The sequence below is a fragment of the Sphingomonas sp. HMP9 genome (assembly GCF_013374115.1).
In the GTDB taxonomy this organism is placed as follows: domain Bacteria; phylum Pseudomonadota; class Alphaproteobacteria; order Sphingomonadales; family Sphingomonadaceae; genus Sphingomonas.
The window spans coordinates 3,636,719-3,651,632 of record NZ_AP022673.1; the positions used below are offsets into that span (position 1 = coordinate 3,636,719).

15 protein-coding genes and 1 tRNA gene are annotated in these 14,914 nt (G+C 65.9%); 4 read left to right on the forward strand and 12 right to left on the reverse strand.

From position 1 onward, the window contains the following. Window positions 1–37 precede the first annotated feature (37 nt). Entirely contained in the window at window positions 38–1,090 is a 1,053-nt protein-coding gene (locus tag HMP09_RS16425; RefSeq protein WP_176501233.1) for a potassium channel family protein, read from the reverse strand. Between the two features lie 40 nt (window positions 1,091–1,130). Beyond that, a complete protein-coding gene (locus HMP09_RS16430; protein WP_232090898.1) occupies window positions 1,131–1,934 on the reverse strand; it encodes a LysR substrate-binding domain-containing protein in 804 nt (267 codons plus the stop codon). Window positions 1,935–2,243: 309 nt separating this feature from the next. On the opposite strand from HMP09_RS16430, the gene HMP09_RS16435 reads away from it, so the two are divergent. Further along, complete coding sequence (locus tag HMP09_RS16435; RefSeq protein WP_332103227.1) at window positions 2,244–3,431, forward strand: glycosyltransferase; 1,188 nt, start codon at window positions 2,244–2,246, stop codon at window positions 3,429–3,431. On the opposite strand, the gene HMP09_RS16440 is transcribed toward HMP09_RS16435, so the two are convergent. Beyond that, the gene (locus tag HMP09_RS16440; protein WP_176501235.1) at window positions 3,379–4,293 is read right to left on the reverse strand and encodes a phosphatase PAP2 family protein; all 915 of its coding nucleotides are present in this window, start codon (window positions 4,291–4,293) and stop codon (window positions 3,379–3,381) included. The genes HMP09_RS16435 and HMP09_RS16440 overlap by 53 nt on opposite strands. A 336-nt stretch (window positions 4,294–4,629) precedes the next feature. Here HMP09_RS16440 and HMP09_RS16445 point away from each other — a divergent pair, with 336 nt between their 5' ends. Genes HMP09_RS16445 through HMP09_RS16455 form a run of 3 tightly spaced genes read left to right on the forward strand, consistent with a single transcriptional unit; the run spans window position 4,630 to window position 6,673 of the window. After that, window positions 4,630–5,121 (forward strand): sterol desaturase family protein, encoded by a 492-nt coding sequence (locus HMP09_RS16445; protein ID WP_176501846.1) that lies wholly within the window; start codon window positions 4,630–4,632, stop codon window positions 5,119–5,121. 50 nt (window positions 5,122–5,171) lie between these two features. Beyond that, window positions 5,172–5,915 (forward strand): fatty acid desaturase, encoded by a 744-nt coding sequence (locus HMP09_RS16450; protein ID WP_232090430.1) that lies wholly within the window; start codon window positions 5,172–5,174, stop codon window positions 5,913–5,915. Continuing rightward, window positions 5,912–6,673: a sterol desaturase family protein gene (locus HMP09_RS16455; RefSeq protein ID WP_176501236.1), complete on the forward strand. Its 762-nt coding sequence runs from the start codon at window positions 5,912–5,914 to the stop codon at window positions 6,671–6,673. Before HMP09_RS16450 ends, HMP09_RS16455 begins: the two co-directional genes overlap by 4 nt. 180 nt (window positions 6,674–6,853) lie before the next feature. Here HMP09_RS16455 and HMP09_RS16460 read toward each other — a convergent pair whose 3' ends face one another. The 9 genes from HMP09_RS16460 to HMP09_RS16500 all read right to left on the reverse strand — a co-directional run bounded on the left by HMP09_RS16460 (window position 6,854) and on the right by HMP09_RS16500 (window position 14,864). Then, on the reverse strand, window positions 6,854–8,134 hold the full coding sequence (locus HMP09_RS16460) for a DEAD/DEAH box helicase (RefSeq protein WP_176501237.1): 1,281 nt from the start codon (window positions 8,132–8,134) through the stop codon (window positions 6,854–6,856). Window positions 8,135–8,495: 361 nt separating this feature from the next. Further along, window positions 8,496–8,572, reverse strand: a tRNA-Arg gene (locus HMP09_RS16465). A 158-nt stretch (window positions 8,573–8,730) separates the two neighbouring features. Beyond that, window positions 8,731–9,432 carry an endonuclease III gene (nth, locus tag HMP09_RS16470; RefSeq protein WP_176501238.1) on the reverse strand — a complete coding sequence of 234 codons (702 nt, stop codon included), beginning with the start codon at window positions 9,430–9,432 and terminating at the stop codon, window positions 8,731–8,733. Continuing rightward, complete coding sequence (gene dapB, locus HMP09_RS16475; RefSeq protein ID WP_176501848.1) at window positions 9,429–10,157, reverse strand: 4-hydroxy-tetrahydrodipicolinate reductase; 729 nt, start codon at window positions 10,155–10,157, stop codon at window positions 9,429–9,431. Before dapB ends, nth begins: the two co-directional genes overlap by 4 nt. A gap of 159 nt (window positions 10,158–10,316) precedes the next feature. Further along, window positions 10,317–11,084, reverse strand: coding sequence for a nucleotidyltransferase family protein (locus tag HMP09_RS16480; protein WP_176501239.1), 768 nt, complete (start codon window positions 11,082–11,084; stop codon window positions 10,317–10,319). Then, window positions 11,081–11,989 carry a hypothetical protein gene (locus tag HMP09_RS16485; RefSeq protein WP_176501240.1) on the reverse strand — a complete coding sequence of 303 codons (909 nt, stop codon included), beginning with the start codon at window positions 11,987–11,989 and terminating at the stop codon, window positions 11,081–11,083. Before HMP09_RS16485 ends, HMP09_RS16480 begins: the two co-directional genes overlap by 4 nt. Next, on the reverse strand, window positions 11,986–12,984 hold the full coding sequence (locus tag HMP09_RS16490) for a diacylglycerol/lipid kinase family protein (RefSeq protein ID WP_176501241.1): 999 nt from the start codon (window positions 12,982–12,984) through the stop codon (window positions 11,986–11,988). The genes HMP09_RS16485 and HMP09_RS16490 overlap by 4 nt, the downstream gene beginning before the upstream one ends. Before the next feature lie 178 nt (window positions 12,985–13,162). Then, window positions 13,163–13,624, reverse strand: a complete 462-nt coding sequence (locus tag HMP09_RS16495) for a DUF2141 domain-containing protein (protein ID WP_176501242.1) — start codon at window positions 13,622–13,624, stop codon at window positions 13,163–13,165. A gap of 130 nt (window positions 13,625–13,754) precedes the next feature. Then, complete coding sequence (locus HMP09_RS16500; protein ID WP_176501243.1) at window positions 13,755–14,864, reverse strand: CDP-alcohol phosphatidyltransferase family protein; 1,110 nt, start codon at window positions 14,862–14,864, stop codon at window positions 13,755–13,757. Window positions 14,865–14,914: the final 50 nt, after the last annotated feature.

The following is a 14,914-nucleotide window of genomic DNA, read 5'->3' on the forward strand; positions in this document are numbered from 1 at the left end:
CGCGCAGGTGTTGCCGTGGTCAGACGAAGCGGAAGTCTTATCGATCCATGGTCGGGGCGGATGTGGGGGCGTTGCGGGGGACCACTTCGACGATCAGGTCGTCCGCTTCCAGGCGCTGTGCTTCGGGTTCCCAGAAGCCGAAGTCCTGGTGCCCACGATAGATGCGGTGGCCGAGGCCGGTCGCAATCCCGGCGAGCGGCTTGCCGACCTCGTCCGCGGTCACTGTGCGCTCGCGCAGCGCCACCCGGCCGCCCGTCGCGGCAAGGTCGGCCATGTAATCCGCAATGTGCGGACCATGCGTCGAACCCGCGAGCAGGAGCCCGGCGAAACTGGCCGGATTGATGACCACGGTAGCGCCCGCCTGATGCGCGATCGCTTCGTTGTCCTCGGACCGGATGACCACGCTGATCGGCAGGTCGGGCGCAATCCGGCGCGCCGTCAGCACGATCAGGATCGAGGTGTCGTCGCGCCCTGCGGAGACGATCAGCGCCCGTGCACTCGCGATCCGGGCAGCCTCCAGCGCGGCATTACGCGTCGCGTTGCCTTCCATCACGGTCGTTCCGCAAGCCTCAGCCGTGCGCAGCGCAGCGGCATTCGCGTCGACCACGACGATCATCCCCGGATCCGCGCCGCGCCGGACGAGTTCGCTGACCGCCTCGGACCCGCTCGTCCCGAAACCCGCGACCACGACATGGCCCTCGAGGTGCCGCTGGATCACCGACATACGCCATTTCTCCCAAACGCCCTTGAGCAGGAAATCATACGCCGTCCCCAGAAAGATGAGCCATACGAACAGCCGGATCGGCGTGACCACGAAGGTATCGAACATCCGCGCCTGCTGCGTCACCGGCACGATGTCGCCGTATCCGACCGTCGTCACGGTGATCATCGTAAAATACAGGATGTCCGCGAACGTCACCGGCGCGCCCGAGTTCTGGCGCAGGCCGTCCCGATCGAACCAGTGGACCGCCAGCGCGATCCCGATCAGCCCCAGGGCGACCAGCGCGCGCCACGACAAGGCTAGCCACGCCGGAGTTCGGCTCTGGCGACGTAGGCGGTAGTGCACGGTGTCAGCATCATCGTAGTGCATGCGGTGCTTGTGCTACGCGAAGGGAGCGATGTGAAGGCGTTCAACGGTTCACCGATGAAATCTGGGTGTCCGTCTTCGACGATGTCGAATGCCGCCGCCGCCAGCCGGACTCTCTGCCAAGCGCTCGCTGGCTGTGATGCACTGCATCGACCGGACGGCAGTCATTCTGCGTCGATCGCGAAGTTGACCCTGAACGGATGGCCGAAGTTGGGAAGCCAAAAACAGTCCGCCAATGTCGCTTTATGAGGTAGAAGCCGGGCCCCGTCGTTGCCCAGTCGGTTAGTACCAGACGCAGGTTGCCATCGGCGACATGCTTTGCAAACAGTGGCTCAAGCCCGAACGTCAGACCTGCACCGTTGAGGGCCATTGCGAGGGTCGATCGGCTGTCGTCGGCGGTCATCGCGCTTTTGATGGGCACATCGAAGTCACCGTCCGGCCGCTCGAACTCCCAGCGGTAGATACTGTCGTCACCGAGCCGAACCCCGAAGCAGCGGTGGTGCTTCAACTCATCCGGATGGGTCGGCGTACCATGTTCGTCCAGATAACGCGGGGATGCCGCGACGACCCATCTGAGGTCGGCGGAAAGACGCTGCGCGATCATGTCTTCGGGAACGGTGCCGCCATAGCGCATGCCTGCGTCGAACCCTTCACCGACGACATCGACGATACGGTTTCTGGACACGAGGTCGACCTCGATATCGGGGTGGCGGCGAGACAGCTCGGCGAGCACGGGGCCAAGGACTAGCGTTACCGCATCGACGACGGCGTTGATGCGGATCTTCCCACCCGGCGTGGTGCGAAGCTGATCAAGCCCCTCAAGTGCAGCACCGCTGAGGTCGACCATCAAGGTAACTTCTCCAACGTAATTTACTGCCGAGAAGATCGGTCATGTTGTGAAGCTGCAGCATGAAAGGGTGAGGCAGGCCGAGCGGGTAAGGCAGGGTGCGATCCAGCCACCGAATGCAGCTATCGCTACACTACCGCATGCCTATAGTAACCGATCGAACAAGATGGCGACGAAAGCTCCACGGAATTGACTGTCAAAGGGCGGCACATCGCCATCATCGCGCCGCCGACCGCGGGGCACATTAATCCGCTCGCAGCGTTGGGAACAGCGCTCGTCGAATCGGGCCGTAGAGTCACGGTCATTCACATGGCTGACGTCGCCGCGCTGGTACCCGATTGCGGCGTGGGTTTTGCGGCGCTCGACCACCCCGCGGACCGCCAGGGCTTGTTGGCAGACTATTACCGTAAACTGGCACAGCCATCGGGACCTATCGGACTACCCAGGATGATCCGCGGGACCGCATCGATGACGGAATTGCTGCTGAAGGCTCTTCCAGCGGCGCTAACCAGGCTGGGCGTCGATGCGGTGCTCGCGGACTCGGTCGAGCCGGCTGGTGCGCTGGTGGCACGACATCTCCGTTTGCCGTTCGTGACCGCCGTTACGGGTCTGCCCTTGCTCAGGGAGCCAACGGTACCGCCGCCTTTTCTCGGCTGGACATATCGTCCAGACGCCGTGGGGCGGAATCGCAACAGCGGCGGGTATGCGGTCAGCGACCTGTTGATGCGGCCGATTACGACGATGGTGTCGACCTATGCCCGTCATTGGGGGCTTGATCCCGACCCCCGGCAGCTATGGTCTGACCGCCTGCAGATCGCGCAATGCCCGGCGGGCCTGGATTTCCCACGCTTGGCGTTACCCGAAAGCTTTCGGTACGGTGGGCCGTGGCGGCTGGACGAGCGCGAGCAACACCTTCCAGAGAGTGACGGCCGCCCTCTCATATTCTGCTCGCTCGGATCGTTGCAGGGGGCGCGCCGATCGCTGTTCGCGGCGATGACGGCGGCCTGTGCGGCGGTCGGTGCGCGTGCGGTGGTGGCGCATGGTGGCGGGCTGAGCGACCGCGAGGCTAATTCGCTCCCCGGAAACCCGCTGGTACGGGCATTCTGGTGTCAGACCCGCATCCTGCCGTTCTGTTCCGCCGCGATCCTGCATGGCGGGTTCAACACGGTGCTGGACGCGCTGGCTGCCGGCGTTCCGATCGTCGCCGTGCCATTGGCGTTCGAGCAACCGGCAACCGCGGCGCGCCTGAAACGGATCGGCGCTGCCCGCATCGTCTCTGCAGCCGATGCGGGCAGGGGTGGCCTCGAACCGGCGTTGCGGCTTGTGCTGGACGATCCGCAATACAGACATGCGGCGCGGCTGCTGGCGACGGATATGGCTGGGGCAGGGGGCGCGGTCGAGGCGGCGGCGCTGGTCGATGCGGCGCTGTACGACGATAGCGACGTCAGGCCGGCATGGCCGACCCCGTCGGATGGGACGGCTGCCTGCGCCGCGTGAGGTGGCGCGCTGCGATGATGGCAGGCGGGGCTAGGATGATCCCCATGATGACGTCGACGCCGTAGTGACCGCCAAAGACCGGCGTCGCGACGATCGTGAGGATCGCCCATGCCCGCCCCGGCAGCGCAAGACGCGGCAACGCGCCGAACGCCCATATGAAGATGGCGGCGAGCGTCGCATGGAAACTGGGAAAGCTCACGATTCCCATGAGCATGGTGAGATCGAGCACGCGTAGCGATCCGTCTCGAAGCCCGGATATCAGCCCTTGTTCCAACCATGCTATGGACGGCCAAAGATGCACGTAGCGGGCTGGGTCGAAGAGATTGCCCATCGCCGGGGTCAGGCCCGAAATTAATATCGTGAAGAAGCCGGACAGGATCGCGGCACACACCATCGTCCTGAGCGTGTTGAATCTCCCCATGCCGCTCAACGCCACGATGACGACGATCATCTGCACGGTGAGGCTGTGATAGGCGAGCCCCAGTAGCCAGATCACCGGAGGGCATGTGTCCAGCAAGGCGAGCACGACCGGCCAGTCGAAGCCGATCGCGCGATCGGCAGCCGCCAGGCGGGCATCCCACAAAGGTCCGGAATTCGCGGCTAGCGCATAGGCCAGCACGACTCCGAACAGCGTGAAGAGCGTCATCTGAAGAAAGGCGGTCGCACCGGCTGCCAGGCGGGGACGCGCGGTGTACCGACCGATCGCCAGCGCGCCGCCGAGCGTCATCAGCGACGCGATCGCAGGCGCCGCGCGGATCGGATCGACCGTGAAACGGTGATGATATTGGGCCGCGAGAAAACTCAGCAGCATGGCTGCGAGCAACAGCCATGACGGCGTGTCTCGGTGGTCGGCGCGGAGCACTGGGGCGATCATTGCGGTCGAACGCAGCGTACCACCCCGCGGTGCCCAAGGTGATGGTTTTGGCGCGTTTTAGTTGTGCATCTCCTTGCAAATGTCCCGCGGCGCGTCTCGGCCGGTGGCGGGACACATCAAACACTGAGCGGCCCAAAGGCGATGCGGCACGAAAACGGCACGACCGTAACCTTTATCGGCCGAGATTTTGCAGCGGAGCGCCCTCGCATCGGCCGCTGGTAAGGGTTATATATGCAGGATGTTGAATTCGTTGCACCCGATCATCGTCACTTCGTGCGATCGCGCTACGTGACCTGGTTCGAGAAACTCGCAATCGTCGTCTTCATGGTTTTGTTCATGGAGTGCTTCGCTTGGGCGGCGCATCGCTACGTCATGCACGGCTGGGGGTGGGGCTGGCACAAGTCGCATCACGAGGATCATGACGGCTGGTTCGAAAAGAACGATCTGTATGCGGTCGTCTTCGCCATCGTGCCGATGGTGATGTTCGTCGTCGGGCTCTGGTGGGCACCGCTGTGGTGGGCGGCGCTGGGCATCACCGTGTACGGCGGCATCTATGCGTTCGTTCACGACATGCTCGTGCACCAACGTGGCGGCTTCCGCTGGGTGCCCAAGCGAGGATATTTCAAGCGCCTGTTGCAAGCGCATCGCCTGCACCATGCGGTCGAAGGCAAGGACGGTACCGTCAGCCACGGCTTCCTGTTCGCACGCAAGCCCGCGGTGCTGAAGGCGCAGTTGCGGGCGAACGCTAATCCGCAGCGGCGTGCGGTACGTCCCGATGAAACCGGAAACCTCATGTCGGCAGATGCGCGCAAGTGAGCGTGACGGTCCCCCGATCGGAGGCTCTCACGCGCCAGACGCGGATCGGCGTGGCGCTGTCGGCCGCGATCGTCCTGGCGTGGCTTGCGATCCACGTCACCGGCATCTTTTTCTGGCGTTGGAGCCTCGATACACTTCCCTTGGCCATCATGATGGTCATCGTCCAGACGTGGCTGAGCACGGGGCTGTTCATCGTCGCGCACGATTCGATGCATGGTGCGCTGGCGCCTGATCACCCACGGCTGAACCGAGCGATCGGAGCGACCTGTCTCTCTCTCTATGCCTGCCTGTCCTATGCCGCACTGCTGCCGCAGCATCATCTGCATCACAAGGAAACGGGGCGCGCCGGCGACCCGGATTTCCATGGCGGCGATCCCAGCCTGCTCGGTTGGTTCCTGCAGTTCTTCAAGACCTATTATTCCCACGGACAGATCGTCCGGATCACCGTGATGGCGCTGATCTACACGATGCTGCTTGGCGCGCCACTCGTCAACATCGTCATCTTCTGGGCACTGCCGGCCTTGGGCGCCGTGGCGCAGCTGTTCGTTTTCGGGACGTGGTTGCCGCACCGGGAGCGCGAGGCGCCCTTCGCGGATTCCCACCGCGCGCACAGCCTCGAAATAGGTCCGGTATTGTCACTGCTGACCTGCTTCCATTTTGGCGGCTATCATCACGAGCACCATCTGTCGCCCGGAACGCCGTGGTGGGGGCTTCCCTCGCGACGACGTGCCCTCGCCGTGCGTGCCATCGATCGCAAGGCGGCCGATCGCAGTGTCGCCGAGGATCCCGCATGACGCTCGCCATCATTCTGTCCGCGGTCGCGATGACCGTCATCGTCGGCGTTCGCTATCTCCTGGTTTCGGGCGCGTTCGCCTGGATCACGGTACGCAAGCATCCGGGACTGTATCTCGGGCTGGACCCGCAGGTCCGTCGCGAGATCATCTGGAGCCTCGCGTCAGCAGCGCTCTATGGCATCCCGGCCGGCGTCGTCGCCTGGGGGTGGCAGCATCATGGCTGGACACAGGTCTATGCCGACATCCATGCCTATCCGCTCTGGTATTTGCCGGTTTCGGTGTTCCTGTATCTGCTGCTGCACGATGCCTGGTTCTACTGGACGCACCGCTGGATGCATCGACCCAAACCGTTCAAGCTGGCGCATGCGCTGCATCATGCCAGCCGTCCTCCGACGGCATGGGCGGCGATGGCGTTCCATCCGATCGAGGCGTTGACCGGCGCGGTGGTCATTCCCCTGCTGGTCTTCGCCGTTCCGATCCATATCGCCGGTCTGGGCGTCGTGCTGACGATCATGACGGTAATGGGGGTCACCAATCATATGGGATGGGAGATCTTCCCGCGCTTCATGTGGACGGGCCCGCTGGGCGGGTGGCTGATCACGGCCAGCCATCATCAGCGCCATCACGAACTCTATGGCTGCAATTACGGCCTGTATTTCCGGCATTGGGATCGACTGTGTCACACGGACCGCGGCGTCGGCGATTTCACGCGTGAGCACGCCCGCGCTGCGCGCCGGGCTGATTTGGCAGAGTCTTAAGGCCGGCGCTCTTCGATCAGAGCCCGTGGACGCGACCGTGACAAAGATCCGGTTGGGCATCGATAGAGTGAGCGAGGTCGCGCGCATTACCCGATCGCAACGCGCTCACTCACCCGCGTGCGGCAACGCTTGAAGCCATATCGAGCAGGCCTCAAGCGCGCCGTCGCCCCGGGCCGATCCTCAGGCGGCCTTTGCCGCCAATCGTGCAGCGAGTTTCTCTTCCTCGGTCCAAACCTTGCGGACGCGCTCCTTGGGCGCCTTGACCTGCTTGACCGGGCCACCGCCGAGCACGGGCGCGCGCTTGGTCGAGTGTCGCGCGACTTCGCAGTGCCATTCGTGGTCGTCCTGAACGGTCAGCGTGCGACCGATCTCGCGCTCGACATCGTGCAGCCAGGCGCGCTGCTCGGCATCGCACAAGGTGATGGCGAAGCCGCTGCGCCCGGCGCGACCGGTCCGGCCGATCCGGTGGACATAGCTTTCGGGCAGGCTCGGCAAATCATGATTGAACACATGCGTCACCGTGTCGACATCGATGCCGCGCGCCGCGATATCCGTCGCGACGAGGACCTGGACGGTGCCGGCGCGGAAGGCGTCGAGTGCACGCTCGCGCTGTCCCTGCGACTTGTTGCCGTGCAGCGCCTCGGCCGTGATGCCTGCCTCGCCGATAAACGCGCAGACATCGTTGGCGATGTTCTTCTGCAGCGTGAAGACGACCGCCTGGCCCATATCCGGCGTCCGGAGCAAGGCCAGCAGCGCTGCCTTCTTGTCGGCGGCGTCGAGGAACATCACCGACTGGTCGATCCGATCGACGGTGGTGGACGGTGGGGCGATCTCGACCTTGGCCGGATCGCGCAGCAGGCTGTCCGCCAGCGTGGCGATCGACTTCGGCATCGTCGCCGAAAACAGCAGCGTGTGCCGATCCTTCGGGAGCGTCGCGACGATCTGCTCGATCGGCTTGGCAAAGCCCATGTCGAGCATCTGATCCGCCTCGTCGAGCACCAGCGCCTCGAGCTGCGACAGGTCGCACAGGCCCTGCTCGATCAGGTCCAGCAGACGTCCGGGGGCCGCGACGATGATGTCGACACCCGCTTCGAGCGCCTTGACCTGGTGGAACTGGCTGACGCCACCGAAGATCGTCATGACGCGTGGCTTCTGGTGGCGGCCGAAGCTTTCGAACCCGGCGGCGATCTGCGAGACGAGTTCACGCGTCGGCGCGAGGACCAGGATGCGGGCGCCGCCCTTGGGCGCCGGGCGCGGGTTCGCGGCAAGGCGGTGCAGCAGCGGCAGCGCGAAGGCTGCGGTCTTGCCGGTACCGGTCTGCGCCATGCCGAGCATGTCGCGACCTTCGAGCAGCATCGGGATCGAGCGTGCCTGGATCGGCGTCGGGTTGGTATAGCCCTCCTCGGAGAGCGCCTGCAGCAGGGATGGCGCCAGCGAAAGATCGGCGAAAGTCATGGTCATCGGTACGCGGCGCCTCCAGCGCTGAGCGAGGCTGCGCCTGGTCGGGCTTAGCGTTATCGGAAGCGCCGGCTGTTAGGTAAAATGCTGCACTGCGTCAACGTGTGATCCAGTGTCTAGCCCAGCGATAGGCCGCCGGCGTAGTGACGCGACGCTCTGCCCGCAAAGGCATAACCGGCGCTTATCGCTGGCCGATCACAACACGGGGATCGGCGGACGATAGAGCATCGCGACGTTGCACCGCGCATAGCGCTTGCCGAATTCCTCCATGATCGCTTCGCCAAGCGCGATTATCAAGTTCCGCGGTGCGATAGCCTTGAACTGTCGCCAGCGTGGCAAAAATCATGGGATGACAATTGAATTTTGGTGCACCCGACTGGATTCGAACCAGTGGCCTCTGCCTTCGGAGGGCAGCGCTCTATCCAGCTGAGCTACGGGTGCCGGACGGTCCGCCTAGCAAAGCGAGGCGGGGTGCGCCAGACGTTTTCGCGCAGGGGACGCGCTTACTTGGTCGGGTCACCGGCGGGAACGTGCCGAGGCGGCACCTCGGGCCGCAACTCGGGCCGGGTCCGGTCGTCACTAATTCGATCGTGCGGCCATCACGTATCAACGATTGCCGACTCTGCGTCTGCCTCCGGCGGAGTATGTGGACCCGATCGTCCCTTCGGCGGCGGGGTCTTGGGCTTGAACGCGCAGAGATCGCTGACGATGCAGCGCCAGCATTCGGGCGTCCGTGCCTTGCAGACATAGCGACCGTGCAGGATCAGCCAGTGATGCGCGTGCAGGCGGAACGGCTGCGGGGTGGCCTTGTCGAGCTTCAGTTCGACCGCGAGCGGGGTCTTGCCGTGCGCCAGGCCGGTGCGGTTGCCGACGCGGAAGATATGCGTGTCGACGGCGAACGTCTCCGCGCCGAACGCGACGTTCAGCACGACATTGGCGGTCTTGCGACCGACGCCGGGCAGGCGTTCGAGCGCGGCGCGGTCGTTGGGAACCTCGCCGCCATATTCGTCGATCAGCATCTGCGAGAGCGCGATGACGTTCTTTGCCTTGGTGTTGTAGAGCCCGATCGTCCTGATGTGGCGCTTGAGGTCGTCGAGCCCCAGCGCGACCATCTTTTCGGGCGTGTCCACCGCGCGGAACAGCGCGCGCGTCGCCTTGTTGACGCCGACGTCGGTGGCCTGCGCCGACAAGGCGACCGCGACGACCAGGGTGTAGGGATTGACGAATTCGAGTTCGGTCTCGGGGTGCGGGTCCGCCTCGGCCAGGCGCGCGTAGAACGCGATGACGTCGGCCTTCTTCACAGCCCGAGCACGTCGCCCATCCGGTACCGTCCGGCCGGCTGCCCCGCGAGCCAGATCGCCGCGCGCACCGCACCGCGTGCGAAGATCGAGCGATCGTCGCCGCGGTGGTTGAGTTCGATCCGTTCGCCTTCGCCTGCGAAGATCACGCTGTGGTCGCCGACCACCGAGCCACCGCGCAGCGATGCGAAGCCGATCGTCCCCTCGGTCCGCGCGCCGACCAGCCCTGCGCGGCTGTCGACGCGCAGTTCGGCGAGCGACGATCCGCGCCCCTTGGCGGCAGCGTCGCCGAGCAGCAGCGCGGTGCCCGACGGTGCGTCGACCTTGTGCCGGTGATGCATCTCGACGATCTCGACGTCCCAGTCGGAGCCGAGGCGCGCGGCGGCTTCGCGGACGAGGATGCCGAGCAGCGTGACACCGAGCGAGGTGTTGCCGGTCTGGAGGATCGCAATGTCCGTCGCGGCATCGTCGATCATCGACTGGTGCTGCGGCGACAGGCCGGTCGTGCCGATCACGATAGCGGTACCGGCGGCACGGGCCGCCGCCAGATGGGCTTCGACGGCGGAGGCGGTCGAGAAATCGACCAGCACGTCGGCGATCCGGGCGATCGGGTTCGGGTCCTCACGCGCATCGATGCCGCCGGCATGCATCGCACCGGCCGCCTCGATCGCGTCGATGATCGCACGGCCCATGCGTCCAGCGCTACCATAGATACCGATCGAGGGCATGTTCATGGCGGGCGGGGCGGGTTGGGGGGCAAGCGTATGCATGCGCCGCGCTTTGCACCAAACCGGCCTTTCGGGACAGGGGCGAACGGGCTGGGCAGACGGATTTCTTCGCGGAATCGACCCCCGCGGCTGCGCCGATCCGGCTGCCGCCCTTGTGGATCAGCCGTTTGCGACCAGTGTCCGAACCAGATCGAGATCGGCGGGTTTGTCGACGTCCACCGCGGCCAGGCCGAACGGGCTCGCGACCGCCGCCGCGTCCAGGCCAGCGCGGCGACCGAGGTGCGCGATCGCATCGACCAGCGTCAGGCGACCCGACAGGTATCGGAGCAGCGTGCCGATCCCCAGCCGACGGACGATCCGCCACGGCCGCTTGCGATCCGCCTCAACCCTTGCCCAGAGATCGAGCGCGGCGACCGAGCGGGGGGTGGCGAAGTAGAACAGGTTGCAGCCCGACCATCCGCCATCGGCGAACCGGAGATAGGTGCGGCGCGTGCCGGGGGCAGCCGCCTCGATCACGTCCTTTCGCGCCAGCAAGGCGCCGACATCGGCGTGCGGGGGGACGTCGGCGAGAAAGCGGGACACCCATTCGGGCTCGAGCAGCGCGTGGTCGGCGGTCGTGACCAGCAAGGGCGTGCCGAGCGCTTCGATGCCGTCGCGAACGCTGCGGCTGGGACCGGAGGCTGCGTCGAGCACGGTGAGGCCGAGCGCGGTGGCCGCGGCGCGGACCGCGTCGTCAGAGACCGATACGGCGATCGTGCGCGCGCCTGCGTCCCGCAACGCCTGTGCGACCCGGGCCAGCAACGTCTGGCCGTCGAGCAGGATCAGTGCTTTGTGCGACACGCCCGCATAGGCCGCGACCGGATCGACGCCGCCGCGCGAGCCGGCGAGGATCAGCGCGCCGAAGCCTTGTCCAGCAGCCGCGCTCATACCGCTTTCGGCCCGGTTTGCGCGCGGGCACGCCACACCCGCCAGAACACGCCCGGCGCGGCCAGGATCGGATGCTTCTCGCGCCACGGGGTCAGCGGAACCGCGATGCCCGTATGCCGTTCCACCTTCCAGATGCCGTAGCGTGCCGCACCTTCGAAGGTGAACGCAGCCCGGACCAGCCTCGCGACGTTGAGCGGCTTGCCGGCACGCCGACGACGGCTCCACGCGCGCAGCAAGGAACGCCGTCGCGCCGCAGGCAGGTCGGGCTTCAGCGTGCCTGCCTCGTCGCGGTAAGCGATCCCGTCGGCGGTCCAGGCGAGCGGCAGGAGTTCGGCGTAGCGACCCGGATCGAAGCCGAGGATCTGGCCTTCGCGGCCCTTGCGCTCGACGCGGAGTTCGGCGGCATAGGTCTGGCGGAACAGCGCCCGCCAATAGTCGTCGGCCGTACCCGTTTCCGGGCCGAGCGCGACGGCAAAGCGCGCGGCGGACTTCGCCGCATCGCCGATCGCCACGGCCACCGTGTTCGAGGTCGCCGAATCTCGCACCCAGACGAGCGCGGAGGGTTGGACGAAGCGTGTCCAGATCGTCGTGTCGAGCGTCTGCGCGGCAGCCGCCTTCGCAAACGTCGCCACCCGCATCGTCGCGATCTTCGCGCGCACCGTCTCGCCGCGCAGATCGAACTCGCGGTAGCTGACGGTCGGCCACAAGCCGCGCTCGGGCACGCCTTCGGTCAGCACGTAGAAATCGAGCACGCCTTCGGTCAGCCCGGTGCGGAGGTTCGACCCGTAGAACAGCACCGCAACGGTCCCAGCCGCACCCTCCGCCAGTATCGCCGCGACGTGGCGGACGGCGGGGATGGTCGGGACGTGCAACTGGCGGCGGACGACGTCGCCGAGCGTGATCACGGAACGACGAAACGCAGTGCGCGCGCCTCACGGACGGTGAGGTCGCCACCGGGATAGACTTCGCCGTCGAGAATGAAGCCCGAGTCCATCGCCAGATCGAAGCTGGGTGAATCGATCCGGTGATACCCGGCGCGATCGAGCCACGCGGCAGGCGAGCCCGCGACGATCAGCGGGGTCGCGGCGGCCAGCCAGCGTGGAGGCGCATCAACCAGCAGGGTCTTCAACCCGGCGCGCGGCGTGCCGAACGGTCGAATGCCGATCGGCATCCGCTTCAACGTCGAGGCCAGCAGGATATAGCGTGCGCGGTCGCTGTCGGTATTCTCGCCGGCGGCATGAACGCCCTCGTTACCGCGGGATTCGAAGCGGATCCGCATCCGGTTGCCTGCGCGCCACGAACTGTTCGCACCGCCGAACAAGGTCTGAAGGATCGCCCAGCACAGCGCCAGCCCGACCGCGACACCATTGAAGGCACCAGCGCGGTGCGTCCGCTGCGCCAGCGCGGTAGCATCGACGAACGCGCCCGCGCCGAGCAGGAAGCCGTGCAGGCGCGTGCCGGTGTCCTTGCGCACGACCTCGATCGGATGGCGGATCTTGACGTTGCCGTCCCGTGCCGCGCTGAGCGCCTGGTCCAGCGTCCAGTCGTCGGGGATGCCGAGATCGAGCGCGAGTGCGTTGGTCTTTCCCGATGGCACGATCGCGACTCGCGGCGCGGCGCCAGTCCAGACGCGCGCTGCGGCCGTCATCACGTCGCGGATCGTGCCGTCGCCGCCGTCGATCACCAGCAATTCGATATTGTGGCGCGCGAAATCGGTCAGCACTTCGGCAAGCTCGGCCTGCGTGCGCGGGGTTACCGCCAGCACGGTTCCCGACAGGAACGGCTTGGTCGCCTCGACGCTACTGCGGTTGCGGTGGCTCTTGGGATTGCAGATGATCCCGGTACGTATCCGCGCGGCCGCATCACGCGGGCTGACGCCAGCCTTTTCGAACCCAGCCAAGTCGCTCACGCCTTCGGGCAGCCAGGCCGGCGGCGCCGGCGGCGAAAGGGGATGCCCAGCAAAGGCGTTAAAGTTCGAAACAGCATCGGCCACGATATAAGATACCCGTCGCGGCAGATAACCGCTACAAATTTGTGTCAGAAAGATTTCCGTTCCGCTTCGAACAGCGGATTTCGGATCATCGGCGGTACCGCATCCTCATGCGGATGACCGTTCCCGACGGCGGCAATACAGTGCGAACCGCCTCGAACGCGGGCAGCCCGATCGAGGTCGGGGCGTCGTTGGAAAAGCCAAAGCCTTCTTTCGGCGCGAACAGCGTCCGGTTGAAATCGTGGTCGCCATTCTCGTCGTGATATTGCGCGATCCCGTAATGTCCGGGCTTCAGCCAGAAGCACGCGCGCGGGCTGGCGGAGGACACGCGCGCGCGCGCCAGCTTGCCGCCCTTGGCCAAGAACCGTCTTTTATCGTCAGGATAGACGGTAAATGCGACTTCGCCGACCGCGTTGCGCAGCGCCGTCGCCTCGACGATCAGCTTGGCGTTGCCGTTACCGGGCGCGCCTTCGCATTTTTCGGCGGCATAGGCCGGCAGGGTGGCAAGCAGCGCCGCCGCGCCTGCCCTCAGGAAAACTACACGCTTCATGCGCCGACCTAGGCGCGGAAAAGATGGCCTAAGCACGGCGCGCACATGACATTTGCGACGCGATAGAGGCGTTCGTCCCGCGCGCGTATCTCGTGGTCGATGGCGCGTGCCGTACGCGACACGGCGGCGCCTAGGCCAGCCAGCTTACCAGCGCCTCGCCCTTGGCCTTGCGCGCGACCGCCTGCAGCAGTCGCACCATGTGCACCACCAGCGAGATCGCGGTCCAGGCCGCCACCCCGATGATTCCCCAGTCCGGCCGCGTGACGAGCAATCCGGCGAACAGGACCACCATGTTCGGATTGCGGCGTGCCGTGATCAGCCGGAACCAGCTGTCGAACCGCTCCCACACATGAATGTGCATGCCGAACCGAACGATGAACGCGCCCTCGATCAGGCGTTGTGCGATGTACCCGAACAGCATCGTCCCGATCACGGCCCAGAACATGCCGTCCTCGAGCGGTCGACCATAGGGTGCGCAGCCTGCCGCCCAGGCCCACCACCAGAAGGGCGGATGGACGAGGTCGACGCCGTGGTCCCATGCGTTCCCCAGCTTCGACGCGGTGATCGTGCACCGCGCCAGCTTTCCGTCGACGGTGTCCAGCACCATGAAGAACAGGCCCGTCGCGAGCCCGGTCCAGAACCAGCCATGCCAGAACGCCACCGTCGCGACGATGCACAGTACCGAGCCGAGTGCGGTCACCTGGTTCGGGGTGATCCCGGCACGCGCGCAGACCCGCGTGATCGCGAGCGCCCATTCCGGCCAAAGATACTTGGTCAGCAGGTCGGTGACGCCCTTGTACGCGCCGACATAGCTCGCGCGCTCGATCGCCGGGACGGCGGCCGGGGTCAGCAACTCAGCAAACGGGCGCTCGCGCTTGCGCAACGCCTCGTTGAGGATGCCCTCCTCGGCCTCCGCGGCGATCACCGTCAGTCCCGTCACCAGCGGCGCCTCACCCAGCATCGCGGCGGTCATGCGTGCGCGTTCGTCGCGATCGCGAACATGCGCCAGAACGGGGACGCCGGTCCGCGTGACGACCGTGCCGGGCCGCGTCTTCAGATACGCGATCCACATCGGATCGAACGCATACGCCAGATTGGCCAGGATCGCCGGGCCGGCATCGTCCGTATCGGTGGCCAGCCCCTGCGCGACGCCGATCCGGCGGACGCGTTCGGCATTGGTCATGCCCCATAACAAGGTGGCGTTGCTGCGCACCGGAACGATAGCTGGCGTGTCTTGCATGCGCTGCCGATAGCCGATCGTGCACGAATTGCGAACGCCGGCGTGTCCGG

Bases quoted from the DNA above. Each gene is read 5' to 3' on its own strand.
- HMP09_RS16425 (WP_176501233.1), bottom strand. From the start codon at position 1,090: ATGCACTACGATGATGCTGACACCGTGCACTACCGCCTACGTCGCCAG.
- HMP09_RS16430 (WP_232090898.1), bottom strand. From the start codon at position 1,934: ATGGTCGACCTCAGCGGTGCTGCACTTGAGGGGCTTGATCAGCTTCGC.
- HMP09_RS16435 (WP_332103227.1), top strand. From the start codon at position 2,244: ATGGCTGACGTCGCCGCGCTGGTACCCGATTGCGGCGTGGGTTTTGCG.
- HMP09_RS16445 (WP_176501846.1), top strand. From the start codon at position 4,630: ATGGTTTTGTTCATGGAGTGCTTCGCTTGGGCGGCGCATCGCTACGTC.
- HMP09_RS16455 (WP_176501236.1), top strand. From the start codon at position 5,912: ATGACGCTCGCCATCATTCTGTCCGCGGTCGCGATGACCGTCATCGTC.
- HMP09_RS16460 (WP_176501237.1), bottom strand. From the start codon at position 8,134: ATGACCATGACTTTCGCCGATCTTTCGCTGGCGCCATCCCTGCTGCAG.
- dapB (WP_176501848.1), bottom strand. From the start codon at position 10,157: ATGCCCTCGATCGGTATCTATGGTAGCGCTGGACGCATGGGCCGTGCG.
- HMP09_RS16480 (WP_176501239.1), bottom strand. From the start codon at position 11,084: ATGAGCGCGGCTGCTGGACAAGGCTTCGGCGCGCTGATCCTCGCCGGC.
- HMP09_RS16495 (WP_176501242.1), bottom strand. From the start codon at position 13,624: ATGAAGCGTGTAGTTTTCCTGAGGGCAGGCGCGGCGGCGCTGCTTGCC.
- HMP09_RS16500 (WP_176501243.1), bottom strand. From the start codon at position 14,864: ATGCAAGACACGCCAGCTATCGTTCCGGTGCGCAGCAACGCCACCTTG.